Below are 23,626 nucleotides of genomic sequence, written 5' to 3' on the forward strand. Positions count from 1 at the left end.
GGACCGCCCCCGCCGTCCGCGCGCGGCTCAGCCCTCGCTCCCCCGTACCACCGCGCTCACCCGTGCCTCCGACTCCGGCGAGAACACCTCGCGGGCGCGGTGGGCCGTCAGCGCCCGCTCCGTGTCGGCCTCGACCAGTTCCATGTTGAGCTGGGCCGCCGCGAGGACGCCCGCCGCCGCCGAGGCCCCGACCTGAGCCGAGAGGTCGCTCGCGTTGCCCGCGATCCACAGGCCCGGGACCTCGGTGCGGCCGGTGGGCTCGGCGGGGAGGTGGGTGCCCATGCCGGAGGGGTGCGGTACGGGGGCGAGACCGAGGCCGGTGAGGAAGCCGGCGCGGGCTTCCATACGGGTCGCGACCGCGAGCGCCTGGCGCGGAACGAACGTTCTGTCCGCCATCCGTACGCCGCTCAGCCGCCCCTCCGCGTCGCTCTCGACGCCCGCGACCTCTCCCGGCACGACGCGGATGCCGCGCGCGGCGATCCACTCGTCCTCGGGCACCGGCTGACGGTCCGGGAAGTAGACGAGGTCGTCGGTCCACTGCCGGAAGAGCTTCACCTGGTGCAGCGACATCGGCCCCGTGCCGAGCACGCCGATCGCCCGCTCGCGCACCTCCCAGCCGTGGCAGTACGGGCAGTGCACGACGTCCCCGCCCCAGTGCTCCCGCAGCCCCGGCACCTCCGGCAGGCCGTCGACGAGCCCGCTCGCGACGAGCACGGCGCGCGCCCGGACGGTCGTCCCGTCCGCGCACGCCACCGCGAACCCCTCACGGTCCCGCGTCACGTCCAGCACCTCGCCCGCGACGACCTCGCCCCCGTACCCGCGCACCTCCGCGCGCCCGCGCCGCAGCAGCTCGGTGGGCTTGATGCCCTCCAGCCCGAGCACCCCGTGCGCGCCCTCGGCGGGCGCGTTGCGCGGCTCGCCGGCGTCCACGACGAGCACGGAGCGCCGCGCCCGCGCCAGCGTGAGCGCCCCACCGAGCCCGGCGGGCCCACCGCCCACGACCACGACGTCGTACCGCTCCCGTACCCCGGTCATCACGACCACCGCCTCTCATTGCCTTGCCGCCACCGTGCGGCAGCCTCGGCGCGAGAGGCAAACATGTTTGCCGCCCCGGCAAAGGAGCGGGACCCGCGTCCCGCGCCGGGGCGGCGGGCGGGCGCGCCGGATCAGTCCTTCGCCCCGCCCCCGCTCCTTACGCGTACGGGTCGAAGGGGATGCCCGCCGGCAGCGCCTTCTGGAGGTGGCTCGCGAAGGTGTCGTCGCGGATGCCGAGGAGGGCCGAGCCGAAGTCGGCGGCGGTCAGCTTCTCGCGGATGCCGGACGGGTAGCCGTCCCAGCCGACGACGGGCGGGCGCTGCCACGTGCCCTTGTGGTTCTCGGGCGGCTCGTCGCCGCCGTTGTTCTTGGCGGCGCGGAAGCAGTGCGTGCTGATGCCGTCCTTGTGGTAGACGACCTTGGCGTGGGTGCCGTCGAAGGGGAGGCTGTCGGCGGCGTGGACGGCGAAGCCGCCGTGCTGCGAGGTCGACACGTACGCGACGCGGTCCTCGTGCACCCACACCACGTTGTGCTCCCAGTCGTGCCGGTGGCCCGCGCTGCCCGGCCCGAGCGCGGCCTGGTCCTTCTCGAAGTACGAGGCGTAGACGATGGCGCACCAGTCGTTGTCGCACTTCGTGCGGGCGTAGACGTTGACGTTGTCCAGGTCGGAGGCGTCCCTGCACTGGCCGTTGACGTCGCCGCCGAGCTTCAGCCCGCCGTTGAGCGTGCCGTCCGGGCCGATCGCGGTGCTGGCGTAGCAGCCGTCCTTGTCGTAGTCGTAGGCCGGTTCGTACGTCTTCTCCAGGGCGCTCGCGTTCTCGGGCAGCGCGCCGGGCGGATCGGCGAGCGCGGTACCGGCGGCTGCGAGGACGGTGACGGCGCTGAGCGCGGCGAGGGTGGCGAGGCGTCTCGTGAGGTGGGGCACGCGATTCTCCCTTGGACGAGCAGAAGTGTGGGGTCTGCAAGGGGAGTTATTCACACGCGGACGGCGTCGCAACCACCGTGCGGGGACCGGCACATGACGGCCGGGCAACCGGTCGGGGCCCGCGCCGGAACGTCCCGGGCGCCCCACGCCGCACTTCGCTCTCTCCCACGGCGTACGGCCCCGGCGGCCACCGGTTTTTCAGCATGGAGGAAGAGGCCGTCAGGGTTTTTCCGGAGCAGCCTTCTGTACGGGATGCGCCGACCGGCTCGTGCCTCGGCACGAGACGAAGTCCCTTTCTCACAAACCGCGTTCCTCCACGCCCTCCGAGTGCGGCGGTGCGGTGGGGGGACACCAGGGAAGGAACCTCCTATGGATCACTCAGGCATGCCGGGGATGCCCGGCATGGGACCCACCGTCTCGACGGTGGACACCCTGGGCGCCGTCCTCTTCATCGGCTGGACCGCCGCGATGTGGGCCGCCGTCGTCGTGCTGGCGGTCGGGAACCGGCGCGCGGTCCGGCCGTGGATGTACAAGCTCGCCGTCGCGCTCATCGGCGTCGGCGTCGTGAGCCAGCTCGGGCATTTCCAGGAGCACGTCACGCAGGCCGGTTACTGGGTCGCCCACCCGTACGCCCCCGCGTGGATGACGCCGTGGGCCGAGAGCTTCTCGCGCGGCCTGGGCCAGGTCGACTCCAGCAAGCCCGCCCTCGGCATGGAGATCCTGCATCTGACGGGGAACTTCATGTTCCTCGCCGGGCTCGTCGGCGTCGTGCAGATCACCCACCGGGTCACCGGAGAGCTGAAAGCGCGCAAGTGGGCCCGGATGGGCGTCTGGATGCAGGGCATCCACGGCCTCGAACACGTCGCCCTGACCCTCTCCGTGGCGTTCGGCGCGAGCCGGGCCATCGGCCTGTCCACGTGGTTCGGTGCCATCGAGCCCGGCCCGGCGCTGGTGACGTACCGGGTGTGGTGGCACTTCGTGGCCAACCTGGTCGGCACGTTCATCCTCGTGACCGCCGTCTACCACCTCTGGAAGGAGAAGCGGAGGGTCAGGGAGAGCTACGGCCTCGTGGAGCCCGGGGACGTCGCGGCCACCGCGGACGTGTCCGAACCCCTCTCCCCGCACGGGGAGGACGACCCCGCGCACGCGGATGACGACCTCTCGCGGGCCGACGCCTCCGCACACACGGAAGACGTGCTCGCGCACGCGGACGGCTCCCCGCACGGGGAAGAGGAGCCCTCGCACGCGGACGACCCCTCGCGCGTACTCGCACCGGCGAAGCACCTCTGACGGTGCCCCGCCGCCCGTACGTCCCGTGCGGCTCCCGGGCCCCGCGCCCCGCGCCACAGGGCCGCGCCTCGCGCCACAGGCCGCGCGCCGTGCCGTAGGGCCACGCCCCGTGCCGTAGGGCCACGCCCCGTGCCGTAGGACCGCGCCCCGTGCCGTAGGCGCCCGGTCCGGGAGCCCACCGCTTCGATCCGAGAACCCGCGCTCCGACCAGCACCGCCCCGCCCTCGTCCCCGAAACATGATCCGTTCATGGGCCGTTCATGGTGCAACCGGGATGGTGACCGCGCATCCGGCGTCCTACCCTGCACCCGTTCGTATCGGAACGGTCCGGGGGACGGTTCGTTGGCGTCGGATGACGCGGTGCTCGGCTGTACGGGGGAAGTCGTCGTGGCCACGCGGGGTTCCGCGGGGCCCGGGGAAGTGCTCGCGGAGGTGCGCGGCGGGCGGGAGTTGTTCCTCGCCTGGTCCGAGGCGCCGATCCCACGCGGTACCCGCGTCCTCGTCGTCGGCTCGCGCGGTACGCGGCAGATCGACGTGGTGCCCTGGGAGGACCCGCTCGACGGTCTCCTCGGCCCGCACCCCTAGACCACCCAACTAGGGGGGAATCACCGTATGTTCGGCTACCGCGTACCAGCGCCCGACCAGGCCATGCTCATCTCGGGCGGCAAGCGCGGACTGGGCGGCGCGCCCTTCCGCGTCGTGACCGGGCACGGCAAGCTCGTGCTGCCCATCATCCGCAAGTCCCGCTTCCTCTCGCTCGCGATGGCCGAGTCCGAGGTGGTCGAGAAGTGCGTGACGCGCCAGGGCATCGCGCTCACCGTGCGCGCGGTCATCGCCTTCAAGGTCGGCAACGACGTCGAGTCGATCGTCAACGCCGGTCAGCGTTTCCTCTCCGACCAGGAGCAGATGTCGGTCCTCACCGGCCGGATCTTCGCGGGCCACCTGCGCAGCATCATCGGCTCGATGACCGTCGAGGAGATCGTCACCGAGCGCCAGAAGCTCGCGACCGAGGTGCTGGACACCTCGAAGTCGGAGATGGCCTCGATCGGGCTGCACGTCGACTCCCTCCAGATCCAGTCGATCGACGACGGCGACACGGGGTACATCGAGGCGATGTCCGCGCCGCACAAGGCGAACATCCAGCGCGCAGCCCAGATCGCGCAGGCGCAGGCCACGCAGGCGGCGGCCCAGGCGCAGCAGGAGGCGACGCGCAAGCAGGCCGAGTACGCGCGCGAGACGGCGATCGTGCAGGCCAAGTACAACGCGGAGGTCGACCAGGCCCGCGCCGAGGCGGAGCAGGCCGGGCCGCTCGCGCTGGCCCACGCGCAGCAGGAGGTGCTCGCCGCGCAGACGGAACTGGCGCAGCGGCAGGCGAAGTTGCGCGAGGAACAGCTCGTGGCCGAGGTGGTCAAGCCCGCGCAGGCGGAGGCGGAGCGGATCAGGCTCGTGGCGCAGGCCGAGGCGGAGCGGATGCGCGTCCAGGCGGAGGCGGCGGCGTCGAACGACCGGGTGGCGCTGGACCGGATGCTGATCGACCAGCTCCCGATGATCGTCAAGGAGGCGGCGGGCGGCCTCTCGGGCGCCAACGTCAACGTCCTCAACGGCGCGGACGGCCTCGGCGAGATCGCGGCCGGTCTGGTGAGCCAGGGCCTGACCATCCTCGACTCGGTCCGGGGCAACCTGAGCGCCACCGAGGACCGCGAGGAGACACCCCGCCCCGGCACGGCCATCGACATCACCTGACGGACGCCCCGCAGCGGAGCCGGGGAACGCGGCGGCGGGGAACGCGGAGCCGGGGGAACGCGGCAGCGGGGAACGCGTGGGCGGCCCCGTCCACGAGCCGCCGCCCGCGCTCGCCCGGCCGTGGCGCCTGGCCGTACGCCCAGCCGTACGCCTAGCCGTTCCCCCGGCCGTACGCCTAGCCGTTCCCCCGGCCGTACGCCTAGCCCCCCGCCCCCCGCCGCGCGGGTTCCTCGGCTCCCCGCTCGGAGGCGCTCGGCCGCCGCCCGCCCCCGTACGCCCGCCCTCGTCCCCGTACGCCCGCCCCCTCCGCACCCCCCAACCACCCGAACCGGGATGCCCTCACCCCCTCCCCCCTGAAAAGCTGTCCCCATGAGCGCCACCACCCGCCCCGTCTCCCTCGCCCACGACACCTTCGGCGACTCCGCCGATCCGGCTGTCCTCCTCGTCGCCGGTTTCGGTTCGCAGATGATCTCCTGGCATGAGGATCTCTGCCGCGAACTGGCCGCTCAGGGCCGGTACGTGATCAGGTACGACAACCGGGACTGCGGCCTCTCGACGAAGTTCGACGCGTACCCGGTCGACCTCGGGGAGTTCGTCGCGGCGGTCAACGCGCGGGACATCGAGGCGGCGAAGGCGATGATCCCGTACCGGCTCGGTGACATGGCCGGGGACGGGATGCGGCTCCTCACCGACCTCGGCGTCGAGCGGGCGCACGTCGTCGGCGCCTCGATGGGCGGCATGATCGCGCAGACGATGGCGATCGAACACCCGGACCGCGTCCTGAGCCTCACCTCGATGATGTCCTCGACGGGCGAGCCCGGTTACGGCGACTCGACGCCGGAGGCGCAGGCCGCGCTCTTCGCGCCGCGGCCGGGCGACCGCGAGGGCTACATCGCCTCGGCGGACCGCGAGCTGGTGTGGGCCTCGCGGCGGTACGGGAACGTCAAGGCGCTGCGCGAGCTCGCGGCCCGTGCGTACGACCGCGGCCACTGCCCGGCCGGTACGGCGCGGCAGCTCGGCGCGATGATCCTCAGCGGGGACCGCGCGGCGGGCCTGCGCGCCCTCACCGTCCGCACCCTGGTGATCCACGGTCTCGACGACACCCTGATCGACCCGAGCGGCGGCCGTCGCACCGCCCAGCTCGTCCCGGGCGCCCGCCTGCTCCTCGTCCCCGACATGGGCCACGACCGCCCGCGCGAACTCTGGCCGACGCTCATCACGGCCCTGGCCCGCCACACGGCCCCGCGCCCGACCGCCTGAGCTGCTGCGACCGACCCTCCGGGCGGGACGGCGGGACCACGTCGGCGCCCCGCTTTCCCGCCCGAAGGAGGGACCCGGCACCGGGCCTCACGTTGACGACACAGCGGCCAGGAACGCGGAGAAGGCGGCAGGGGCGAGGTGGACGACGGCGGGGGTGCCGGGCTCGGCGGCGCGCTTGCTGTCGCGGACGAGGATGTGGGGGGAGGCGGGAACGGAGCCGATCTCGACGCAGTCGCCGCCGTTGGTACCGCTGTGACTGGACTTCTGCCACCGGGCGGCGACCTCGGCGCAATCGCCGCCGTTGTTCTCGCTGTAGCTCGACTTGCGCCAGTCGAAGCCGACTTCGACGCAGTTTCCTCCGTCGTTGCCGCTGTAAATGCTCCGCTTCCAGGACATCGCCACGCCGGAACTCCCCTCGGGTACGCGGAAGGCCACCTCGGCGCGGATGTACCCGCGAGGAAGTGGCCCTCAAACAACGCCCGTCAGGTCAGCGGGACTTGACGACACCCTCAAGAAAGGCCGAAAACGACGCCGCGCCGACGGTCACGACAGGACCGTCCACGACCTTGCTGTCACGAACGGGGACGAGGCCGGGGAACCCGTACGCGATTTCCACGCAGTTGCCGCCGTTGTTCTCGCTGTAGCTGCTCTTGGCCCACACGAGCGGGCCGAGGTTCTGCTTTGGCATCCCGGTCGTACCTTTCCATCGCGTCCCTGATCAGGGCTGCGGACTCCGAAACCGACAGGCAGTCGGCTCGTAGCACATCATAGGTCTGGCAGTGCTTGGCAACAGCTTTCGGATCACCGTTGAAGTGGCCAAGTTCCAGTGACTCGGAATAGACCCATCGCTCCCCGTCGGGAAGGGTCAGCAGCGTCATCGAAGTAGACGGCGGAACCAGGTGAGTTGCTGTGGCTGGTGCCACGGAGATGTGCACATGAGGCCGAGCGCCCTCCGTGAGGAGATACGCCAACTGGTCACGCATGACAGCAGCACTGCCCACCGTGTTCCGCAGGCAACTCTCGTCTAGAACCGCAACGAGCGTCGGGCCGTCCTGCTGCTGGAAACGCAACTGCCGACTCATGCGAGCCCTCATGCGTTCCTCCGCTATGGCATCGATCTCGATCTGCCCGAAGAGCGCAAGCGCGTACTCAGGCATCTGGAGCAAGCCAGGGAGCGTAAGTCGCGCGTACTCGTATACCGCCGTTGCCACCGAGTCCATCTCGGCTCGCCGCTTGAACCAGTCCGGGTGCTCCACCTCCGGATACCAGTCCGTCTCCTTCCACAGTTCCACCAGCGCCCCGCCCGCGTCGAGAAACGCGTCCGCGTCCTCCGCGTGCTTCAAGTCCGGGACGCGGTCGCCGGACTCGAACTTGGAGACGAGGGACCGTTCCACGTTCAGCGCCCGCGCCAACTCGGCCTGTGTGACACCGGCCTGCGTGCGGAAGTGGACCTCCATGCGGCCCCAGACCGCCGGTCCCGAGCGCCCCGAACCGGCTCCTTCGCCGTTCCTGAGCCGCTTCACCTTTGCCATGCGGGCCCTTTCTCGCTGCCCCGATGATCAGTGACGCCGCGCCGTGTCACGTGTCACCCATTGCGCTGCTACCTACCCCACAGAGACGCTGTACTCACCCTCAGTAGCTGAGGAAATTCTCTTATCAGGATGTACCACCGCACAAGGGATGCACGGTCATGACGGCAACACCGGAAACGCCCGCCCCGCCCGACGCGACGGAGTGCGCCTCCTCGCTCCATCTCGCGTTGCTGGCGCGAGGGTTCGACGTGCCCGTCAGTCTGGCGGAAGAGGAGGGGCGGGAAGTGGTGTTCTGCGGGCCGTTGCGGCCGGAGGTGGCGGCGTATCTGGCGCTGCTGCTGGAGCCACCCGCTCCGGCGACGACGTTCGGTGACCCGTGGGAGGAGGCGGAGCGGGCGGCGGGGCTGCTGCGCAGGGCGCTGTGGCTGGCGGGGGTGGAGACGGAGGTGACGCGGGCCGGGTCGCGGGTGGAGACGCCCGGAGTGCGGCTTGAGGCATTGGAGGCGCACGAGGCGCTGAGGCTCGCGTCGGTGGTGAGCAGGGGCGCACAGGCGCGGCAGCGGGACGTGGCGGCGCAGCACGTGGGGGCACCGGAGCGGGGGGCGCTGGTGGTGGACGTGGTGCGGGACCAAGTGGCTGAGTTCCAGGGGGCGATGGGCGGGAAGTGGTGGCTGCGGCCGGTGCGGGGCGGGTGCGAGTGGAGCGTGGCGCCGGGGGACGTGCGGCCGGCGAGTCCGGAGGAGAGGTTGCGGGGCGGGACGGCGCGCGCGAACGCGAGGAGCAGGGGGGACAGGCTGTGAGGGCGGAGGAGGGCGAAGTGTGCGTTCGCTGCGCGGAGTTGGCGGAGCGGGAGCGGAGAGCGCGGGCGGTCTTCGACCACAGCGCGGCGACGGACTACCGCGTCCTGCTGGCCCGCCACCGAGCGGCGACCCACGACGGCCCCCCACCGCGGAGGCCGTGAGGACCGGATCGGGGCCGCCGCACTCGCGCCCCCGCTACCCCACGAGGAGGCGAAGCCCGAGCTCGGCGGCGTCCAGCGAGCCGATCCCGGAGTTACGGGCAGCCCAGCGGCCCGGGCTCGCGAAGGCCGCGCGTACGGCGGGCGGCGGGGCCACGTAGCCTTGTTCGAAGACGACCACGTCGATGTCGATTCCGCTCTGAGTGAGGAGCACGGCCGTGCCCCTGGTTTCTGTGATCATGCCGGTACACAACGCGGCGGCCACGCTCGGGCCCGCCGTGCGGTCGGTGCTGGGGCAGACGCACGCCGATGTCGAGTTGCTGATCACCGACGACGCGTCCTCGGACGGCTCCATGGAGCTGCTGCGGGAGCTGGCCCGGCAGGACGAGCGGGTCCTGCCGGAGGCGGCGGCCCAGCAGGGCGGCGCGGCGAAGGCGCGCAACCTCGCGATCTCGCGGGCGAAGGGCGACTACGTGGCGTTCCTCGACAGCGACGACATGTGGCTGCCGACGAAGCTGGAGAAGCAGGTCGCCTTCGCCGCGACGGCCGGTACGCCGCTGACGTTCACGTCGTACTACAAGATGGAGGCCGAGCACGCGGGCGAGGCGGCCGACTTCGAGCCCAACGGGCGCGTGGTGTGGGCCCCGGAGCACGTGAACTACCGCGACATGCTCGTCCAGGACCACATCGGCGCCCTCACCGCCATGTACGACCGCGACGCGCTCGGCACCCGCCTGATGCCGGACATGCCCAAGCGCCAGGACTACGGCCTGTGGCTCTCGATCATGCGCGACGGCCACGACGCCCGCGCCCTGCGCGAACCCCTGGCCGTCTACCGCGCCCACCAGGCCGGCTCGCTCTCCTCCAACAAGCTCGCCCTGATCCCCTTCAACTGGGCCCTCTACCGCGAGCACGAACACCTCTCGGTCCCGAGGTCGGCCCGCGCCCTCGCCGGAGCGGCCTGGAACTCGGTCCGCAAGTCGCGCATCTAGCCGCGCGTCCAGCGGCCCGAAGCGCCACCGTGCGGGGCCGCCTCGCGGTGGTCAGCCGTGGTGCTGGTGGGCATCAAGGCCCTCCCCGGCCTCCAGGAGGCCCGTTGCCGCTCCGTGGAGTTGGGCGGCGATCTCCTCGGAGCGGGGGCGCATCGTCGACTCGTAGGCGGTGACCGCCTCCGCCGGGGTCGGGGCGGTCGCGAGGGCGAGGGCCAGATCGGCCGCGTCCAGCATGGCCAGGTTGACGCCCACTCCCAGGGGCGGCATCAGGTGGGCCGCGTCGCCCAGCAGGGTCGCGGTGGGCTGGGTGGTCCAGGTGTGGGGGACCGGGAGCGCGTGGATCGGGCGGTCCACGTAGGGGCCGTCGTTGTCCGTGAGGACGCGGCGCAGGGCGGGGCTCCAGTCGGCGTACTCCGCCAGGAGCAGCGCCCGGATCGCCTCCGTGTCGGCCGTGGTGAGGCCGCGCGCCGCGAGCCAGTCGGCCGGTACACGGCGGATCAGGTAGACGCGGATGTGGTCGCCGCCGTTGCGCTGCGCGAACATCGCGCGCCCGCCGTCCGCCGCGTGCGCGCCGCCCTGCCCGACGAGCGCGGCGAGTTCCGGGTGGCGGTTGTCGACGTCGTCGAACCACGCCTCCAGGAACGTCACCCCGCTGTACGCGGGCAGCGCTCCCGACAGCGCGCGGCGCACCTTCGACCACGCGCCGTCCGCGCCGATCACGAGGTCGGCGACGGCCGTCGTGCCGTCCGCGAAGCGCAGCGTACGAGGCCCTTCGGCCGGGCCCTCGACGGCCGCGAGCGCGTGGCCCCAGCGGACCGTGCCGGGGGCGAGCGAGTCGAGGAGCAGGTCGCGCAGGACGCCCCGGTCGATCTCCGGCTTGAACATCTCGTCGGGCTCGGGCACGTGCCGCCCCGTGAGCGCGCCGCTCCTCGCCTCGTACGTGCGCATCTCCTGGCCCTCCGGGCGGGCCTTCGCGAAGAACGCGTCCAGCAGGCCGGCGGCCTTCAGCGCGACCTGCCCGTTGTCGGCGTGGAGGTCGAGCGTGCCGCCCTGGTCACGCGCCTCGCGGCCCGCCTCGCGGTCGTACACCGTGACGGGGACGCCGTGGCGCTGGAGGACGCGGGCGCAGGTGAGACCGCCGGGGCCCGCGCCGATGACGGCGATGCGGGGGGCGGTGGCGGTGGGGTCGGGTGTGGGTGTGGGTGTGGACATGGCGGGCTCCTTGGGGGAGGTGGTGGGTGGGGAGGGCGGGGAGCTGCGCGCGGCTCTCGCCACGGCTTCGTGCTCGACCCGGCCCGTGCCACCACCGTAGCCACGAAAAGTGGTACGCGCAAACTTTTGACTGCGTTCCACTTATTTCCTCGTACCACCGGGCGGGTAGCCTGGTGGCATGACCGAGACCCCCGCCCGCCCCGCGACCGGCGGCACCCCGACCGCCCGGTCCGCGCCCGCCCGCCCCGCCCCCGGCCGCCGTGAGCGGAAGAAGGCCGCGACGCGGCAGTCCATCGCCGATGCCGCGCTGCGGCTCTTCCTGGAGCGCGGGTACGAGCACGTGAGCGTGCGCGACGTCGCCGAGGAGGCGGACGTCTCGCCGACGACCGTCTTCAAGCACTTCCCCGGCGGCAAGGAGGCGCTCGTCTTCGACCAGGAGGAGCACACGGACGCCTCCCTCGTCGCGGCCGTGCGCGAGCGGGACGAGGGCGAGGCCGTGGTCGACGCGCTGCACCGCTACGTCCGCGAGAGGTGGCTCCCGCACACGAGCCACCCGCAGCACGCGGAGTTCCACGAACTCATCGACTCGACACCGGCGTTGCGCGCCTACTCCGAGCGGATGTGGGTCCGGCACACGGACACGCTGAGCGCCGCGCTCGCGGAGGAGTTCGGCGTACCGGCGGGGGACCTGGCGTGCGACGCGCTGGCGCGGTTCGTGCTGGAGGTGCCGGTCCTCGCGCGGGGGCGGGCGGACCAAGGGGCGGCTGTGGACGCGCTGTTCGGGATGCTGCGGGAGGGGTGGCGGGCGCCCGAGGGGGCCCGGTAGCCCGACAGGGGATACAGGGGGTCAGGCGGGGGCCCGGTCGGGAGCCGGTGGGGAGCCCGGTCGAAACCCGGCGGGGAGCCCCGTCGGGACGCGCCGGGGATCAGGCAGCCGCGAGCCATGCCGCCGTCGCGGCGGGGCGCGTGAAGTGGTGCACGCGGAGGGGCGCGAAGGCGGGGTCCGCCGTGCGGCGGGCTATCTCGCGGTGACGGGCCTGGTGGCCGCGCCAGGAGGACCAGGCCGGGTGGTCGGCGGTGAGCCAGTCGCGCCAGCGCTCGCGGTTCCCCCCGTACAGCGGCGTGCGGCGCAGGCTGCGGGCGAAGGAGCGGCGGAGGACGCGGGGCAGCACCGTACGGCGAGGGTAGTCGAGCCAGACCACCGTGTCCGCGCGCGTCCACAGCAGGTCCCGCACCTCCGGATAGCCGAGCGAGTCGACGACCCAGCCCGGCTCCGCCGTGAGGCGGGCCAGGTCCTGTGCGAGGCGGGGGTTGACGGACCAGCCGGGGCCGTCGAAGTAGAGCGCGTCCATCTCGTGGTACGGGAGACGCAGGCGCTCGCCGAGCGCGCGGGCCAGCGTGGACTTGCCCGCGCCCGTGATTCCGACGATCAGGACGCGATTCATGGGCGAAGGCTAACGGCCCCTACGACGGCCATGCCCTCATGGCCAGCTCCGCCACCTCTTCCAGGGCCTCCCGGCCCGCGCCTCCCGCCGCCTGCACCGCGATGCCGTTCGCCACGGTCATGAGGTAGCGGGCGAGAGTCCCGGGGTCGGCCGTGGGCGGCAGGTCGCCCGCCCCGGCCGCCTGCCGGAAGCGGTCGCGGAGGAGAGTCACGCCGTCCTCGCGCCACGCGGCCAGGGCCTCGCGGGCCGGGCGGCCGGGCTCGCCCGTGGCCAGGGCGCCCTGCACGCCGAGGCAGCCCGCCGGGCGGCCGGGGCTCGTCGTGGCCCCCACCGCCCCGGCGAGGAACGCCTCGGCGACCTCCCGCGCCGTCGTCTCACCCACGGCGCGCGCCGCGTACGAGGCCGGGCCCCGCGTGTAGCGCTCCAGGGCCTTGCGGAACAGCGCCTCCTTGTTGCCGAAGGCCGCGTACATGCTCGTGCGGGTGATACCCATCGCCTCGGTGAGGTCGCTGAGGCCCGCGCCCTCGTAGCCCTTCTCCCAGAAGACCCGCATGGCGCGTTCGAGCGCCTCCTCGGCGTCGAAGCCCCGGGGGCGGCCGAGAGGGGCCTTCGCTCGCGTCTTCTCCATGTCCCCGAGCCTAGCCCCGGACCCCGCGCATTGCGAACCGGTCGGTACAGATGTGTTACGGTCCCCCTCGGCACGCATTCAGTACCGATCGGTACTGAAAAATGAGGAGGTCATCGGTGATGAGCACGGAAGCGGGACAGCTCGCGGGCAAGACCGCCCTGGTCACGGGCGGCAGCACGGGAATCGGCTTCGCGAGCGCCAAGCGGCTCGCGGAGGAGGGCGCGCACGTCTTCGTCACCGGGCGGCGCGAGGCCGCGCTCGACGAGGCCGTGGCGGCGATCGGGCCCGCGCGGGCCACGGCGGTGGTCGGCGACGTGTCCCGCGCCGCCGATGTCGACCGGCTCTACGCGGCGGTGCGCGCGCGGGGCCGGGGGCTCGACGTCGTCTTCGCGAACGCGGGCACGGGGGCGTTCGCGACGCTGGAGGAGACGACCGGGGAACACCTCGACGCGATCTTCGGCACCAACGTGCGCGGCACCGTGCTCACCGTGCGGGGCGCGCTCCCGCTCCTCAACGACGGGGCCTCGGTGATCCTCAACTCCTCGGTGCGGGCCGACGACGGCGTCCCGGCCTTCGGCGCGTACGCGGCGTCCAAGGCGGCTCTCCGCTCCTTCGCGCGGACGTGGGCCAACGAGCTGAAGGGGCGCGGCGTCCGCGTCAACGCCGTCTCGCCCGGCACGATCGACACGCCGGGCCTCGACGCGGTCGCCGCGGGGGACGCCGATCCGGCCGCGGTGCGGGCGCGGTTCGCCGGGGCGACGCCGCTCGGCCGGATCGGACGGCCCGAGGAGGTCGCGGACGCGGTCGTCTTCCTCGCCTCGGCGCGGAGCAGCTTCGTGCTCGGGGCGAACCTGTACGTGGACGGGGGCGAGAACCAGGTGTGAGGAGGCAGGTGTGAAGTGCGCTACTCACTAAGGTCGTTGACCAGCACCGCCGCCCCGTCGAAGCGGCCCGCCTTGAGGTCGGCGAGGGCTTCGGGGGCGCGGGACATGGGGTACGGGTGGACGGTCGAGCGCACGTCGTACAGCTCGGCGAGGCGCAGGAACTCCCGCCCGTTGGCACGGGTGTTGGAGGTGACGCTGCGCAACTCCTTCTCGTAGAACAGCTCGTGCTCGTAGTCGAGCGGTGGCGTGTCGCTGAGGTGGATGCCCGCGACGGCGAGGACGCCGCCGCGGTCGAGGGCGCGGAGCGCCGTGGGGACGAGGTCGCCGACCGGGGCGAAGAGGATCGCGCCGTCCAGCGGTTCGGCGGGGGCGTCGTGGGCGCCGCCGACCGACACGGCGCCGAGTTCCCGCGCGAGCGCCTGCGCGGCCTCGCCGCGCGTGAGGACGTGGACGCGGGCGCCCTGGGCACGGGCGAGCTGGGCGCACAGGTGGGCGCTGCCCCCGTACCCGTACAGCCCGAGGCGCCCGCCCTCGGGCAGGTCCGTGCGCAGCAGCGCGCGGTAGCCGATGATGCCGGCGCACAGGAGCGGCGAGAGCGCGGCGTCCTCGACGGCGGTGGGCAGGCGGTACGCGAAGTCGGCGGGCACGGTCGTGTACTCGGCGTAACCGCCGTCCGCGTCCCAGCCGGTGTACCGGGAGGCCGGGCACAGGTTCTCCGCCCGGCGACGGCAGTAGCGGCACGTACCGTCCGTGGAGCGCAGCCAGGCGACCCCGACGCGCTCGCCGACCTCGAAGCCCGAGACCTCCGCCCCGAGCGCGGCGACGTCCCCGACGACCTCGTGGCCAGGGGTGACGTGCTCCTTGTGCGGCGGAAGATCCCCCTCGGCGACGTGCAGATCGGTGCGGCAGACCCCGCACGTGCGGACATGCACGAGGAGTTCGGCGGGGGCGGGGCTGGGAACGGGCTTCTCGACGAGCCGCAGCGGACGGGACTCGACGGGAGCGGGCTCGACGAGCGACCAGGCGCGCATGGTGGGCATGGGACCCCCGGAGTGACTGGGGCGGACGGCCTTTTCCAGCGTGCGCGGGGCGAGGGGGCGGCGCAAACGGGGGGGGCGGGGCCCGGGGTCAGGGCGGCGCCGCGGCCAGGGTCGCGAGGGTGCGGAGGGTGGTGCGGAGGGCGGGGAGGGGGAGGGCCGCGAGTCCGAGGCGGAGGGTGTGGGGGGAGGTGTACGGGGGGATCGCGAAGGTGGGGCCGGTGGTGACGGCGATGCCGGAGGCGCGGGCGGCGGCGGTGAAGGGCTCGGCGCGCCAGGGGGCGGGGAGGTGCCACCAGGTGAAGTAGCTGCTGGTGTGCGCCTCGGTGCGGGGCAGTTCCTCGGCGGCGACGGCTTGGCGCCGGGCCGCGTCCGCTCGTTTGCCCGCCGCGAGCCGGGCCGCCGTACCGTCCGCGAGGACCCGCGCCGCCGCCTCCACGGCGAAGCCGCCCGCCGCCCAGCTCCCCTCCCGCAGCGCGTTCTCGGCCCACTCGGCCCGGCCCTCGGGGACGAGCAGCACGCCCACCGTGAGCCCCGGAGCGACCCGCTTGGACAGGCTCTCGACGACGTACGTGCGCTCCGGCGCGAGCGCGGCGAACACCCGCTCCGCATCCGGATCGGCGAGGAAGGACCACACCCGGTCCTCGACGACGGGGATACGCAACCGCGCCGCCACGTCCGCGAGTTCGGCCCGCCGCTCCGGTGGCGTGGTGCGGCCCGTGGGGTTGTGCAGGGTCGGCTGGAAAGAGAGCGCGTCGGGCCGCTCGGCGGCGAGGGCGGCGGGCACGATCCCGTGCTCGTCGAGCGGCAGCGGGACGAGGACCCGCCCGAGCCGCTCCGCCATCCCCTTGAGCAGCGGATACGTGAGCGCCTCGACGCCGATCCTGCCGCCGCGCGGGACGGCGCACGTGAACGCGGCAGCGAGCGCCTGCCGCCCGTTCCCCGCGAACAGCACGCGCTCCGGGTCCCCTGCCGCGCCGAAGAGCCGGGCAGCCGCCTCGCGCGCGGCCCGCGTCCCGCGCGGCGAGACGGGCGCCGTCGCGCGGGCGAGTACGTCGGGGCGCAGGAGCGGGGCGAGCGAGGCGGCAAGTGCCGCGGGCTGGCCGGGAGTCGCGGGATAGGTGAGTTCGAGGTCGGCGGGGGCGGCCCCGGGCGGCGCGGCGGTGAGCGCGGCGGCTCCGGCACCGGGCGGCGCGGCCCGTACGTACGTCCCGCGCCCGACCTCGCCCACGACGAGCCCGCGCCGCCGCAGCTCCCCGTACACGCGGGCGGCGGTGGAGGCGGCGATGCCCCGCTCCCGCGCGTAGACGCGCTGCGGCGGGAGGCGGTCGCCGGGGCGGAGGCGGCCGGAGAGGATGCGGCTCGCGAGGACGTGGGCGTGGCGCAGGTACTCGTCCATGAGCGGCCTTCCGGGTCTCGCGGGCGCGCGATCGCACCGAGAACAATCCCCATGATTGCACCGCCCCCCGGACCGTCCCTAACGTCCCCGGCATGACATCCCCGCAGCTCACGCCGCCCCCCATCGCCCTCGCCCACGACGACGACGGCCCCGCCCCCGGCGGCCCGCTCCCCCTCGTCCTCCTCCACGGCACCCCCTTCGACCGCACCCTCTGGACCCCGCTGCGCGAACGCCTCGCGCCGCGCCGCCGCGTCCTCGTACCCGACCTGCGCGGCTACGGCGAGAGCGACGTCACCCCGGGGACGGTCGAGTTCGCGACCTTCGCGGCCGACCTCGCCCTGCTGCTCGACGCGCGCGGGATCGGGGACTTCGTGCTCGGCGGGCTGTCGATGGGGGGTCAGATCGCGATGGAGTGCGTACGGCGATTCGGGACGCGGGTGCGGGGGTTGCTGCTCGTGGGGACGACCCCGGAGGCGGAGTCGCCGGAGGGCGTACGGGCCCGGGTGGAGCTGGCGGCGCGGCTCGAACGGGAGGGCATGGCCCCGTACACGGCCGAGGCGCTCCCCAGGATGACCGCGACCCCGCCCGAGTCCCCCGTCACGGCGCATGTGCGCCGCATGATGCACGGCACACCGCCCGCCGGAGCAGCCGCCGCCCTGCGCGGCCGGGCCCGGCGTCCCGACTACCGCCAGGCACTGAGCCGGTTCACCGGCCCCGCGCTGGTCGTGGTGGGCGAACAGGACACGTACACCCCGGTCCCCACCGCGCGGGCCCTCGCCCGCCTCCTCCCGCACGCCCGCCTGGAGATCGTCCCGGGCACGGCCCACCTCCCCCCGCTGGAGGCCCCGGAACGCTTCGGCGGGCTGGTCTCGGACTGGCTGGACGCGGAGGTGCGTGCGGGGGCGGGGGCGCGCTGAGGGGGCGGGGGGACGCCTCCACAGGTGCGCGCGACCACACCTCCGCGAGGTGGGTACGCGCTCACTCACCTCGCGGACCACACCTCCGCAGGGTGGGTGAGTGCTCACTCACCTCGCGGAGGTGTCACGGACCCTCCGCACCGGCCGGGCACCGGTCCGCCTCCCCCGCCCTCACCGCTCACTCGTACCGCCGCCTCCGCACCCACGCCAACCGCAGCAGCACCCCGCCGCCGAGCAGCAACGCGAAGGCGAGGCCGGCCGTCGGGGCGAGCCAGGACCCGTCGTCGCCCGTGTGCGGGAGTTCTCCCGAGGGGCCCGGCGACGGAGGCGGCGAGGTGCTCGGGGACGGCGAGGGGGACGGGGACGGCGAGGGCGACGGGCCCGTGAAGGCGTTGGCCACGCGGAACACCGTCCGCGACCCCGGCCGCACCGCGAAGGGCTGCCCCAGGCCCACCGGCCGCTGCTCCCCGTCGTCGACCATCACGCTCGCGCTCGTCACGACCTTCGCGTCCGCCGCCGCGCCCGTGCGCGGCTCGGTCACCGTGCAGGTCGTGGCCGTGTCGAAGGAGTGCCGCGGGATGCTGCCGCCGCTCGCGCCCGGGGCGACGTCGACGGCGTCCTCCGTACCGTCCGCACAGTTCAGTACGAGGCGCGCGGCCTCCGGGCGCAGCTCCTCGTCGTCGGTCGTCGTCTTGATGACGTCGACCGTCCCCGCCGCCACGTAGCGGTTGACGAAACGGCAGGTCGGCCGGGGGTGTTCGGGCGTCAGGCGCACTTCCACGCTGGAGCTGCCCGGCCGGAACGCGCCGTCCTGCGCCACCCCGCAGTCCACCGACTCCAGGACCCAGCGGCCCGCGTCCGTCGCCGGGGGCAGGTACTCCTGCACCGTGTACCGCAGCCGGTCGTCCACCCGCAGCCCGTCCGCCACGGGGCCGGGGCCGCCGTCCTCGCGCACCGCCGGGGTGACCGTGTCCGCCGCCTCCGTCGTCGCCTCACCCTTGTACTGCGCGGCGCCGTCCACGGGCCCCGTGACGGCCGGGTGCGGGGTCACGCCGTAGCCGAAGGTGCCCGTACCGCCCCGCGTCACCTTCTCGATCGCGAGGGCACCACCGGGGGTGAAGGTGTTGGTGAGCAGGCAGTGCGGGTTCTCGCCCGCCGTGACCTCGTGCGCGACCCGCCAGGTGTCGCCCGCGTCCGTGATCGGCATCTCCTCGCCGTCGCAGACCGCGCTCGTCAGCTCCCAGGTGCCGCGCCCGTCCGGGGCGGGCTTGCGCTCGACCGCCGTGTACGTGCCCGTGACGACCTCCTGCGCCCGCGCCACCGTCTCGGGCACGCCGGGCCGCGTCGTCGTCACCGGGTTCACCGCGACGGGCGGCGCCCCCGGCGGGACGTCGAGGTCGATGTCGAAGGTGCCCGTCCCGCCGAGGGTCTCCTTCTGGAGCAATCCCTCACCGCCGCCGCGACGGTTGGTGTACGTGCACGTCACCGTCTCGCCCTCGACGAGCCCGATCTCCACCCTGCCCGCCGAATCGGTCCTGATCTCGCTGCGACCGGGAGCGCCGCCCGCCGCGCGGGCCGCGCAGTCGGGGCTGCCGACCAGTTGCCAGCCGCTGCCGGGCGCCAGGTGCTCCTGGAAGGTCCAGGGATCGCTGTCGATGTCCGACTCGCCGCGCACGAAGGTCTGCGAGGCGTCCTTGCCGGTCGACGCGGAGAGGACGAAGTCGTTGACGCCGTCGTTGTTGGTGTCGGCGTACGAGAGGTTCCCGTCCACACGGAAGTCGCCCTGGCCCGCGCCGTCGATGTGCTTGACGACCTTGATCGTGCCCGCGCCCGGCGGTGGGGTCACCGCGTAGTAGTAGCAGAAGACGTGCCGGGCGCCGGACGGGAAGGACACGTGCTCGACGTTGTCGCCGTTGAGGGAGTCCTGCGCGCAGCGCAGCGCGCCGAAACCGTACTGCTCCTGCTTGCCGTTGAGCGGCTCGGCGGGCGTACCTCCCTGCGCCCAGAGGGTGTTGGCGTCGACCGCGGCGCTCTCGGCGTCGGTGAGCCGGACGGTGACGGCGCCCTGAAGGGTGCGGCCCGTCGGGTTGCCCGCCGCGTCCAGCTCGGGGGTGCTCGCGGTGGTCGTGATGTCCTGCCGGACGGGGCCGGTGACCGTGCTCAGGTTCCGCGTGGCCGCCGTGGGACCGGTGATCCCCCTGCCGGTGGTGAAGGTCCAGTTGGTGAGCGGCTCGCAGGGCGGGAGCGGGGTACCGGCCGCCTCCTTCGCCGCCGAGACCGCCTCGGAGCTCGTGTAGTTCGAGTCCGGGCCGAGGTCGCGCAACGACTCCTGGATGTTGTTGCGCGCCTTGTTGGCCATGATGTCGCTGTACGCCGGGCAGTCCCGTGCCACGTACGTGACCGACAGCGGGTTCTGCGCCGCGCGCGGCTGCGCCCCGTACGCCGGAACGCTCCCGCCGGCGGCCACCAGCAGCAGCCCGCACCACAGGGCCCACAGCCGGAGCAGGCGCCTCTCCCGTACGTCCCTCGTCATCCGTACCCTCACGTCGTCTCCTCGGACACAGCCGTGCCGGTATGCGACAGGAGGCGGGGACAGCGGTACGGCAAGCACACCGACGGACCGTCCGAAAATCACACAGATGCGGGCATGGTGGTACCGGAGTGACGCCCTCCGCGAGGCCCGCGACCCTTCCGCCGACCGCCCCGGAGGGCGGCTAACCTTACGTATCCGCCCTGGCCACGGATCGCCGGGAACCAAGCCGTGAACCAACTGACGCGAAGGGGTGCGCGCATGGGCATTCTGGATCTGCTGCGGAACGCTTTCGGACGCCGGAAGGCGGAGCCGACGGAGGCGGAGGCGGAGGCACAGGCGCAGGAGTCACCGCGGGCGCCGGAAGACGGGGAGACCGCCGGGGCCGCGCCCCGCGACGAGGCCCCCGCGCGGGACGCGGAACCCGCGGCCCCGACCGTCCCGGCCGCCCGTACGGGTGAAACCGGGACCGCGCCGAGCCCCGAGCCCGAACCGCTCCCCGAGCAACGCCGCTCCACCGACGCCACACTCGCCGACGACCTCGTGGCGGCGGCCTTCGACCGCGCCCAGGACCGCCCGACGATCCCGCACCCGGCGGAGCCGGTGGAGGCGGAAGCGCCCGAGGCGCCGGAGGCGGGGGCGGGGACGCGCGAGCCGGAGGAGAAGGAGGCGGTACGGGGTACGGGCGACGCGGAGCCCGAGCCGGAGGCCGAGGACCCCGCCGCGCGCGAGCCCGGGGCCGAGGTCAAGCCGGTCGCCGAGGCCAAGCCGGAGACCGTACCGGAGCCGGAGGCCACACAGGCCGTCGAGCCCGAGCCCGTACCGGAGGCCGTCGAGCCGGAGGCCCCCGCCGACGCCGAGCCCGAGGCGGCCGTCGAGCCGGCCCCCGCCGTCGAGCCCGTCGCGCCCGCCCCGGCCGTCGAGCCCGTCCCGGAACCCGCCCCCGCACCGCGGCCCGAGCCTGCCGCAGCGACCCCGGAGCCGGAACCCACCGCGATCCCCGAGCCGGAAGCCGTCCCCCAGCCGGAAGCCGTCGCCGAGCCGGAAACCCTGCCGGGCCCGACAGCCGTCGCCGAGCCGGAGACGGTCCCCGCACCGAACGCCGTCCCCGCGCCCGTCCCCGTCCCCGAGGCCGCGCCGCTCAAGGCCGCCCCCGCCGTCCCCGCCGCCCGGGTCAGGCGCCTCGCTCCCGAGCTGGCCCCCGCCCACAAGAGCGCCGGTGCCGCCCTGCGCAAGGCCGGGCTCACCGGGACGCGGGCCCGCGTGTACCTCGTGCTCGACCGCTCGGGCTCGATGCGCCCGTACTACAAGGACGGCAGCGCGCAGGCGCTCGGCGAGCAGGTGCTCGCGCTCGCGGCGCACCTCGACACCGAGGCCGTCGTGCGGCTCGTCTTCTTCTCGACGGCGATCGACGCCATGGGCACGCTCACACTCGACGCGTACGAGGGCGTCGTCGACGGGCTCCACGAGGGTGCCGGGCGGATGGGCCGCACCAACTACGCGCTGGCGATCGAGGAGGTGCGCGCGCTGCACGCGAAGGAGGCGGCGGGCGAGCCGGGCCTGGTCGTCTTCCAGACGGACGGACCGCCGGACGCACGGACCGCCGCGACGCAGGCGCTCAAGGCGGCCGAGACCGAACAGCCCGAGCTGCGCTGGCAGTTCGTCTCCTTCGGCGAGACGGAGTCGAAGAACTTCGACTACCTGCGGCGGCTCGGGGCGGCCAACGCGGGCTGGTTCCCCGCGGGCCCTGTACCGAAGGAACTCACCGACGCCGAGGTGCTCGGCGGGCTCCTCGCCGACTGGCACCCGCAGAGCTGACCGCGCCGGTACGACGCACAGTGGCCGCTCCTCCTCCCGGGGGCGCGGCCACTGTGCGTGACCGGGCCGCCCCCGCCCGTACCACCGCGGCACCCCGCCCTGTCCACGGAGAGAAACCCCCGGAGCCCGTCTCGCCCGTTCGGCTACGATTTCCGGGATAACAGGTGACCGGCGCACCCACCGCACATACTCCGCCCCTCACCTTCCGTAGCGACTCGTAGCGACTTGGGAGCAGCCCCCGATGGCTCGACACCTCATCACCAGCGCCCTTCCGTACATCAACGGGATCAAGCACCTGGGCAACATGGTGGGGTCCATGCTCCCGGCCGACGTCTACGCGCGGTACCTGCGCCAGCGCGGCCACGAGGTGCTCTACATCTGCGCGACCGACGAGCACGGCACCCCCGCCGAGCTGGCCGCCGCCGCGCAGGGCGTGCCCGTCGCGGAGTTCTGCGCCACCGCGCACGACGCGCAGAAGGCCGTCTACGACGGCTTCTCGCTGGCCTTCGACTACTTCGGCCGCTCCTCCTCGGCGCAGAACCGCGAGATCACGCAGCACTTCGCGCGCAAGCTCAACGAGAACGGCTTCATCGAGGAGCGCGCGATCCGGCAGGTGTACTCGCCGGTCGACGGGCGCTTCCTGCCCGACCGCTACGTCGAGGGCACGTGCCCGCACTGCGGTTACGACAAGGCGCGCGGCGACCAGTGCGAGAACTGCACGCGCGTCCTGGACCCGACCGACCTGATCAACCCGCGCTCGGCGATCAGCGGCTCGACGGAGCTGGAGGTCCGCGAGACCAAGCACCTCTTCCTGCTCCAGTCGAAGCTGCAGGGCGAGGTCGAGAAGTGGATCGACGCGACGGCCGACTCCTGGCCGCAGCTCTCCTCGTCGATCGCCCGCAAGTGGCTCACGGAGGGCCTGCACGACCGCGCGATCACGCGTGACCTCGACTGGGGCGTGCCCGTACCGGCCGACGTGTGGCCCGAACTGGCCGCCGAGGGCAAGGTCTTCTACGTGTGGTTCGACGCGCCCATCGAGTACATCGGCGCGACGCGCGAGTGGGCCGAGACCGCCCCGGAGGGCCGCGACTGGAAGTCCTGGTGGTACGAGGCCGACGACGTGCGCTACACGGAGTTCATGGGCAAGGACAACGTGCCCTTCCACTCCGTGATGTTCCCGGCGACGCAGATCGGGACGCGCGAGCCGTGGAAGCGCGTGGACTTCCTGAAGTCCTTCAACTGGCTCAACTACTACGGCGGCAAGTTCTCGACCTCGCAGCGCCGGGGCGTCTTCACGCACGACGCGCTCGAACTGCTCCCGGCCGACTACTGGCGCTACTTCATGATGGCGAACGCGCCGGAGTCCGACGACACCTCGTTCACCTGGGAGCACTTCCAGGCCACGGTGAACAAGGACCTCGCGGACACGCTCGGCAACTTCGTCAACCGCGTCCTGTCCTTCTCGCGCAAGCGCTTCGGCGACGCGGTGCCGGAGGGCGGGACGGCGGGCGAGGCGGAGACGCGGCTCGGCGAGGAGATCGCCCGGCTGCTCGCCGAGTACGAGGAGCAGATGGAGGCGCTCCAGTTCCGCAAGGCGGCGGCGGCGCTGCGCGCGCTGTGGTCGGCGGGGAACTCGTACCTGGAGGAGAAGGCCCCCTGGCTGGAGATCAAGACGGACCAGGAGGCGGCGGCGCTGACCCTGCGGACCGCGATGAACCTGATCCACCTCTACGCGGTCGTCTCCGAGCCGTTCGTCCCGACGACGGCGAAGGCGATGCGGACCGCCTTCCGGCTCGACGCGGACAAGGCCACGTGGACCTCGGCGGCCGAGGCCCGCTCCCTGGACGCGGTCCCGGCCGGCACGCCGTTCATCGTCCCGCCCGTCCTCTTCGCGAAGCTGACGGACGACGACCTGGAGGTCTTCAAGGAGCGCTTCGGCGGCGCGGAGGACTGACGACGCCGAGGACTCCCCGACGCGGCCGGGGCCGCCACCCCGGTCACGGGTGGCGGCCCCGGCCGCGT

General features: G+C 73.5%; 23 protein-coding genes. 11 read left to right on the forward strand and 12 right to left on the reverse strand.

All coding sequences use genetic code 11. From position 1 onward, the window contains the following. Positions 1-27: 27 nt before the first annotated feature. Positions 28-1,044, reverse strand: coding sequence for an NAD(P)/FAD-dependent oxidoreductase (locus tag STTU_RS15105; protein ID WP_007824304.1), 1,017 nt, complete (start codon positions 1,042-1,044; stop codon positions 28-30). 148 nt (positions 1,045-1,192) lie between these two features. After that, complete coding sequence (locus STTU_RS15110) at positions 1,193-1,960, reverse strand: NPP1 family protein (protein ID WP_043255264.1); 768 nt, start codon at positions 1,958-1,960, stop codon at positions 1,193-1,195. A 369-nt stretch (positions 1,961-2,329) separates the two neighbouring features. Here STTU_RS15110 and STTU_RS15115 point away from each other — a divergent pair, with 369 nt between their 5' ends. From STTU_RS15115 to STTU_RS15130, 4 genes are all read left to right on the forward strand, one after another. Then, on the forward strand, positions 2,330-3,250 hold the full coding sequence (locus tag STTU_RS15115; RefSeq protein ID WP_234019239.1) for a DUF6008 family protein: 921 nt from the start codon (positions 2,330-2,332) through the stop codon (positions 3,248-3,250). Between the two features lie 341 nt (positions 3,251-3,591). Beyond that, positions 3,592-3,834 carry a hypothetical protein gene (locus tag STTU_RS15120; protein ID WP_009067445.1) on the forward strand — a complete coding sequence of 81 codons (243 nt, stop codon included), beginning with the start codon at positions 3,592-3,594 and terminating at the stop codon, positions 3,832-3,834. A 27-nt stretch (positions 3,835-3,861) separates the two neighbouring features. Continuing rightward, complete coding sequence (locus STTU_RS15125) at positions 3,862-4,992, forward strand: SPFH domain-containing protein (protein ID WP_007824309.1); 1,131 nt, start codon at positions 3,862-3,864, stop codon at positions 4,990-4,992. 369 nt (positions 4,993-5,361) lie between these two features. Beyond that, the gene (locus STTU_RS15130; protein WP_007824313.1) at positions 5,362-6,252 is read left to right on the forward strand and encodes an alpha/beta fold hydrolase; all 891 of its coding nucleotides are present in this window, start codon (positions 5,362-5,364) and stop codon (positions 6,250-6,252) included. Positions 6,253-6,339: 87 nt separating this feature from the next. Here STTU_RS15130 and STTU_RS15135 read toward each other — a convergent pair whose 3' ends face one another. The 3 genes from STTU_RS15135 to STTU_RS15140 form a co-directional block, all read right to left on the reverse strand. Next, a complete protein-coding gene (locus STTU_RS15135; protein ID WP_043255268.1) occupies positions 6,340-6,654 on the reverse strand; it encodes a DUF397 domain-containing protein in 315 nt (104 codons plus the stop codon). 85 nt (positions 6,655-6,739) lie between these two features. Beyond that, positions 6,740-6,868 carry a DUF397 domain-containing protein gene (locus tag STTU_RS35460; protein WP_234009508.1) on the reverse strand — a complete coding sequence of 43 codons (129 nt, stop codon included), beginning with the start codon at positions 6,866-6,868 and terminating at the stop codon, positions 6,740-6,742. Beyond that, positions 6,825-7,784, reverse strand: coding sequence for a helix-turn-helix domain-containing protein (locus STTU_RS15140; RefSeq protein WP_007824318.1), 960 nt, complete (start codon positions 7,782-7,784; stop codon positions 6,825-6,827). Before STTU_RS15140 ends, STTU_RS35460 begins: the two co-directional genes overlap by 44 nt. 158 nt (positions 7,785-7,942) lie before the next feature. Between STTU_RS15140 and STTU_RS36080 the strand changes: the two genes are divergently transcribed. Beyond that, entirely contained in the window at positions 7,943-8,584 is a 642-nt protein-coding gene (locus STTU_RS36080; protein WP_007824320.1) for a hypothetical protein, read from the forward strand. Positions 8,585-8,779: 195 nt separating this feature from the next. Here STTU_RS36080 and STTU_RS34655 read toward each other — a convergent pair whose 3' ends face one another. After that, positions 8,780-8,983, reverse strand: coding sequence for a hypothetical protein (locus tag STTU_RS34655; protein ID WP_199785099.1), 204 nt, complete (start codon positions 8,981-8,983; stop codon positions 8,780-8,782). Between STTU_RS34655 and STTU_RS15155 the strand changes: the two genes are divergently transcribed. Then, entirely contained in the window at positions 8,961-9,734 is a 774-nt protein-coding gene (locus STTU_RS15155; protein ID WP_043255273.1) for a glycosyltransferase family 2 protein, read from the forward strand. The genes STTU_RS34655 and STTU_RS15155 overlap by 23 nt on opposite strands. A gap of 51 nt (positions 9,735-9,785) precedes the next feature. Here the strand turns inward: STTU_RS15155 and STTU_RS15160 are convergent, their stop codons facing one another. Beyond that, positions 9,786-10,946: an FAD-dependent oxidoreductase gene (locus STTU_RS15160; RefSeq protein ID WP_007824328.1), complete on the reverse strand. Its 1,161-nt coding sequence runs from the start codon at positions 10,944-10,946 to the stop codon at positions 9,786-9,788. A gap of 178 nt (positions 10,947-11,124) precedes the next feature. Here STTU_RS15160 and STTU_RS15165 point away from each other — a divergent pair, with 178 nt between their 5' ends. Further along, positions 11,125-11,772 carry a TetR/AcrR family transcriptional regulator gene (locus STTU_RS15165; RefSeq protein ID WP_007824330.1) on the forward strand — a complete coding sequence of 216 codons (648 nt, stop codon included), beginning with the start codon at positions 11,125-11,127 and terminating at the stop codon, positions 11,770-11,772. Between the two features lie 100 nt (positions 11,773-11,872). Here STTU_RS15165 and STTU_RS15170 read toward each other — a convergent pair whose 3' ends face one another. Next, complete coding sequence (locus STTU_RS15170) at positions 11,873-12,391, reverse strand: hypothetical protein (protein ID WP_007824331.1); 519 nt, start codon at positions 12,389-12,391, stop codon at positions 11,873-11,875. Between the two features lie 19 nt (positions 12,392-12,410). Next, positions 12,411-13,019, reverse strand: coding sequence for a TetR/AcrR family transcriptional regulator (locus STTU_RS15175; RefSeq protein WP_007824332.1), 609 nt, complete (start codon positions 13,017-13,019; stop codon positions 12,411-12,413). A 119-nt stretch (positions 13,020-13,138) separates the two neighbouring features. On the opposite strand from STTU_RS15175, the gene STTU_RS15180 reads away from it, so the two are divergent. Next, positions 13,139-13,903 (forward strand): SDR family NAD(P)-dependent oxidoreductase, encoded by a 765-nt coding sequence (locus tag STTU_RS15180; protein WP_043255275.1) that lies wholly within the window; start codon positions 13,139-13,141, stop codon positions 13,901-13,903. Positions 13,904-13,923: 20 nt separating this feature from the next. Here the strand turns inward: STTU_RS15180 and STTU_RS15185 are convergent, their stop codons facing one another. Both STTU_RS15185 and STTU_RS15190 read right to left on the reverse strand, forming a co-directional pair. Next, on the reverse strand, positions 13,924-14,934 hold the full coding sequence (locus tag STTU_RS15185; RefSeq protein ID WP_199785076.1) for a zinc-binding alcohol dehydrogenase family protein: 1,011 nt from the start codon (positions 14,932-14,934) through the stop codon (positions 13,924-13,926). A 97-nt stretch (positions 14,935-15,031) separates the two neighbouring features. After that, positions 15,032-16,339 carry a PLP-dependent aminotransferase family protein gene (locus STTU_RS15190; protein ID WP_007824335.1) on the reverse strand — a complete coding sequence of 436 codons (1,308 nt, stop codon included), beginning with the start codon at positions 16,337-16,339 and terminating at the stop codon, positions 15,032-15,034. Between the two features lie 92 nt (positions 16,340-16,431). Here STTU_RS15190 and STTU_RS15195 point away from each other — a divergent pair, with 92 nt between their 5' ends. Then, positions 16,432-17,256: an alpha/beta fold hydrolase gene (locus tag STTU_RS15195; protein ID WP_007824336.1), complete on the forward strand. Its 825-nt coding sequence runs from the start codon at positions 16,432-16,434 to the stop codon at positions 17,254-17,256. A gap of 178 nt (positions 17,257-17,434) precedes the next feature. Here the strand turns inward: STTU_RS15195 and STTU_RS15200 are convergent, their stop codons facing one another. Further along, positions 17,435-19,789, reverse strand: a complete 2,355-nt coding sequence (locus STTU_RS15200; RefSeq protein WP_043255277.1) for an LPXTG cell wall anchor domain-containing protein — start codon at positions 19,787-19,789, stop codon at positions 17,435-17,437. A 258-nt stretch (positions 19,790-20,047) separates the two neighbouring features. On the opposite strand from STTU_RS15200, the gene STTU_RS32470 reads away from it, so the two are divergent. After that, positions 20,048-21,604, forward strand: coding sequence for a VWA domain-containing protein (locus STTU_RS32470; protein ID WP_007824340.1), 1,557 nt, complete (start codon positions 20,048-20,050; stop codon positions 21,602-21,604). A gap of 241 nt (positions 21,605-21,845) precedes the next feature. Further along, positions 21,846-23,558 (forward strand): methionine--tRNA ligase, encoded by a 1,713-nt coding sequence (metG, locus tag STTU_RS15210; protein WP_007824342.1) that lies wholly within the window; start codon positions 21,846-21,848, stop codon positions 23,556-23,558. Positions 23,559-23,626: the final 68 nt, after the last annotated feature.

Origin of the sequence: Streptomyces sp. Tu6071, assembly GCF_000213055.1 — a bacterium.
Classification (GTDB): Bacteria; Actinomycetota; Actinomycetes; order Streptomycetales; family Streptomycetaceae; genus Streptomyces; species Streptomyces evansiae.

Excerpts from the sequence above, each read along its gene's own strand:
- STTU_RS15170 (WP_007824331.1), bottom strand. The coding sequence starts at position 12,391 with ATGAATCGCGTCCTGATCGTCGGAATCACGGGCGCGGGCAAGTCCACG.
- STTU_RS15115 (WP_234019239.1), top strand. The coding sequence starts at position 2,330 with ATGGATCACTCAGGCATGCCGGGGATGCCCGGCATGGGACCCACCGTC.
- STTU_RS15200 (WP_043255277.1), bottom strand. The coding sequence starts at position 19,789 with ATGACGAGGGACGTACGGGAGAGGCGCCTGCTCCGGCTGTGGGCCCTG.
- STTU_RS15165 (WP_007824330.1), top strand. The coding sequence starts at position 11,125 with ATGACCGAGACCCCCGCCCGCCCCGCGACCGGCGGCACCCCGACCGCC.
- STTU_RS15125 (WP_007824309.1), top strand. The coding sequence starts at position 3,862 with ATGTTCGGCTACCGCGTACCAGCGCCCGACCAGGCCATGCTCATCTCG.
- STTU_RS34655 (WP_199785099.1), bottom strand. The coding sequence starts at position 8,983 with ATGATCACAGAAACCAGGGGCACGGCCGTGCTCCTCACTCAGAGCGGA.
- STTU_RS15175 (WP_007824332.1), bottom strand. The coding sequence starts at position 13,019 with ATGGAGAAGACGCGAGCGAAGGCCCCTCTCGGCCGCCCCCGGGGCTTC.
- STTU_RS15190 (WP_007824335.1), bottom strand. The coding sequence starts at position 16,339 with ATGGACGAGTACCTGCGCCACGCCCACGTCCTCGCGAGCCGCATCCTC.
- STTU_RS15160 (WP_007824328.1), bottom strand. The coding sequence starts at position 10,946 with ATGTCCACACCCACACCCACACCCGACCCCACCGCCACCGCCCCCCGC.
- STTU_RS15130 (WP_007824313.1), top strand. The coding sequence starts at position 5,362 with ATGAGCGCCACCACCCGCCCCGTCTCCCTCGCCCACGACACCTTCGGC.
- STTU_RS32470 (WP_007824340.1), top strand. The coding sequence starts at position 20,048 with ATGGGCATTCTGGATCTGCTGCGGAACGCTTTCGGACGCCGGAAGGCG.
- STTU_RS15185 (WP_199785076.1), bottom strand. The coding sequence starts at position 14,934 with ATGCGCGCCTGGTCGCTCGTCGAGCCCGCTCCCGTCGAGTCCCGTCCG.
- STTU_RS15140 (WP_007824318.1), bottom strand. The coding sequence starts at position 7,784 with ATGGCAAAGGTGAAGCGGCTCAGGAACGGCGAAGGAGCCGGTTCGGGG.
- STTU_RS36080 (WP_007824320.1), top strand. The coding sequence starts at position 7,943 with ATGACGGCAACACCGGAAACGCCCGCCCCGCCCGACGCGACGGAGTGC.
- STTU_RS15180 (WP_043255275.1), top strand. The coding sequence starts at position 13,139 with ATGAGCACGGAAGCGGGACAGCTCGCGGGCAAGACCGCCCTGGTCACG.
- metG (WP_007824342.1), top strand. The coding sequence starts at position 21,846 with ATGGCTCGACACCTCATCACCAGCGCCCTTCCGTACATCAACGGGATC.
- STTU_RS15195 (WP_007824336.1), top strand. The coding sequence starts at position 16,432 with ATGACATCCCCGCAGCTCACGCCGCCCCCCATCGCCCTCGCCCACGAC.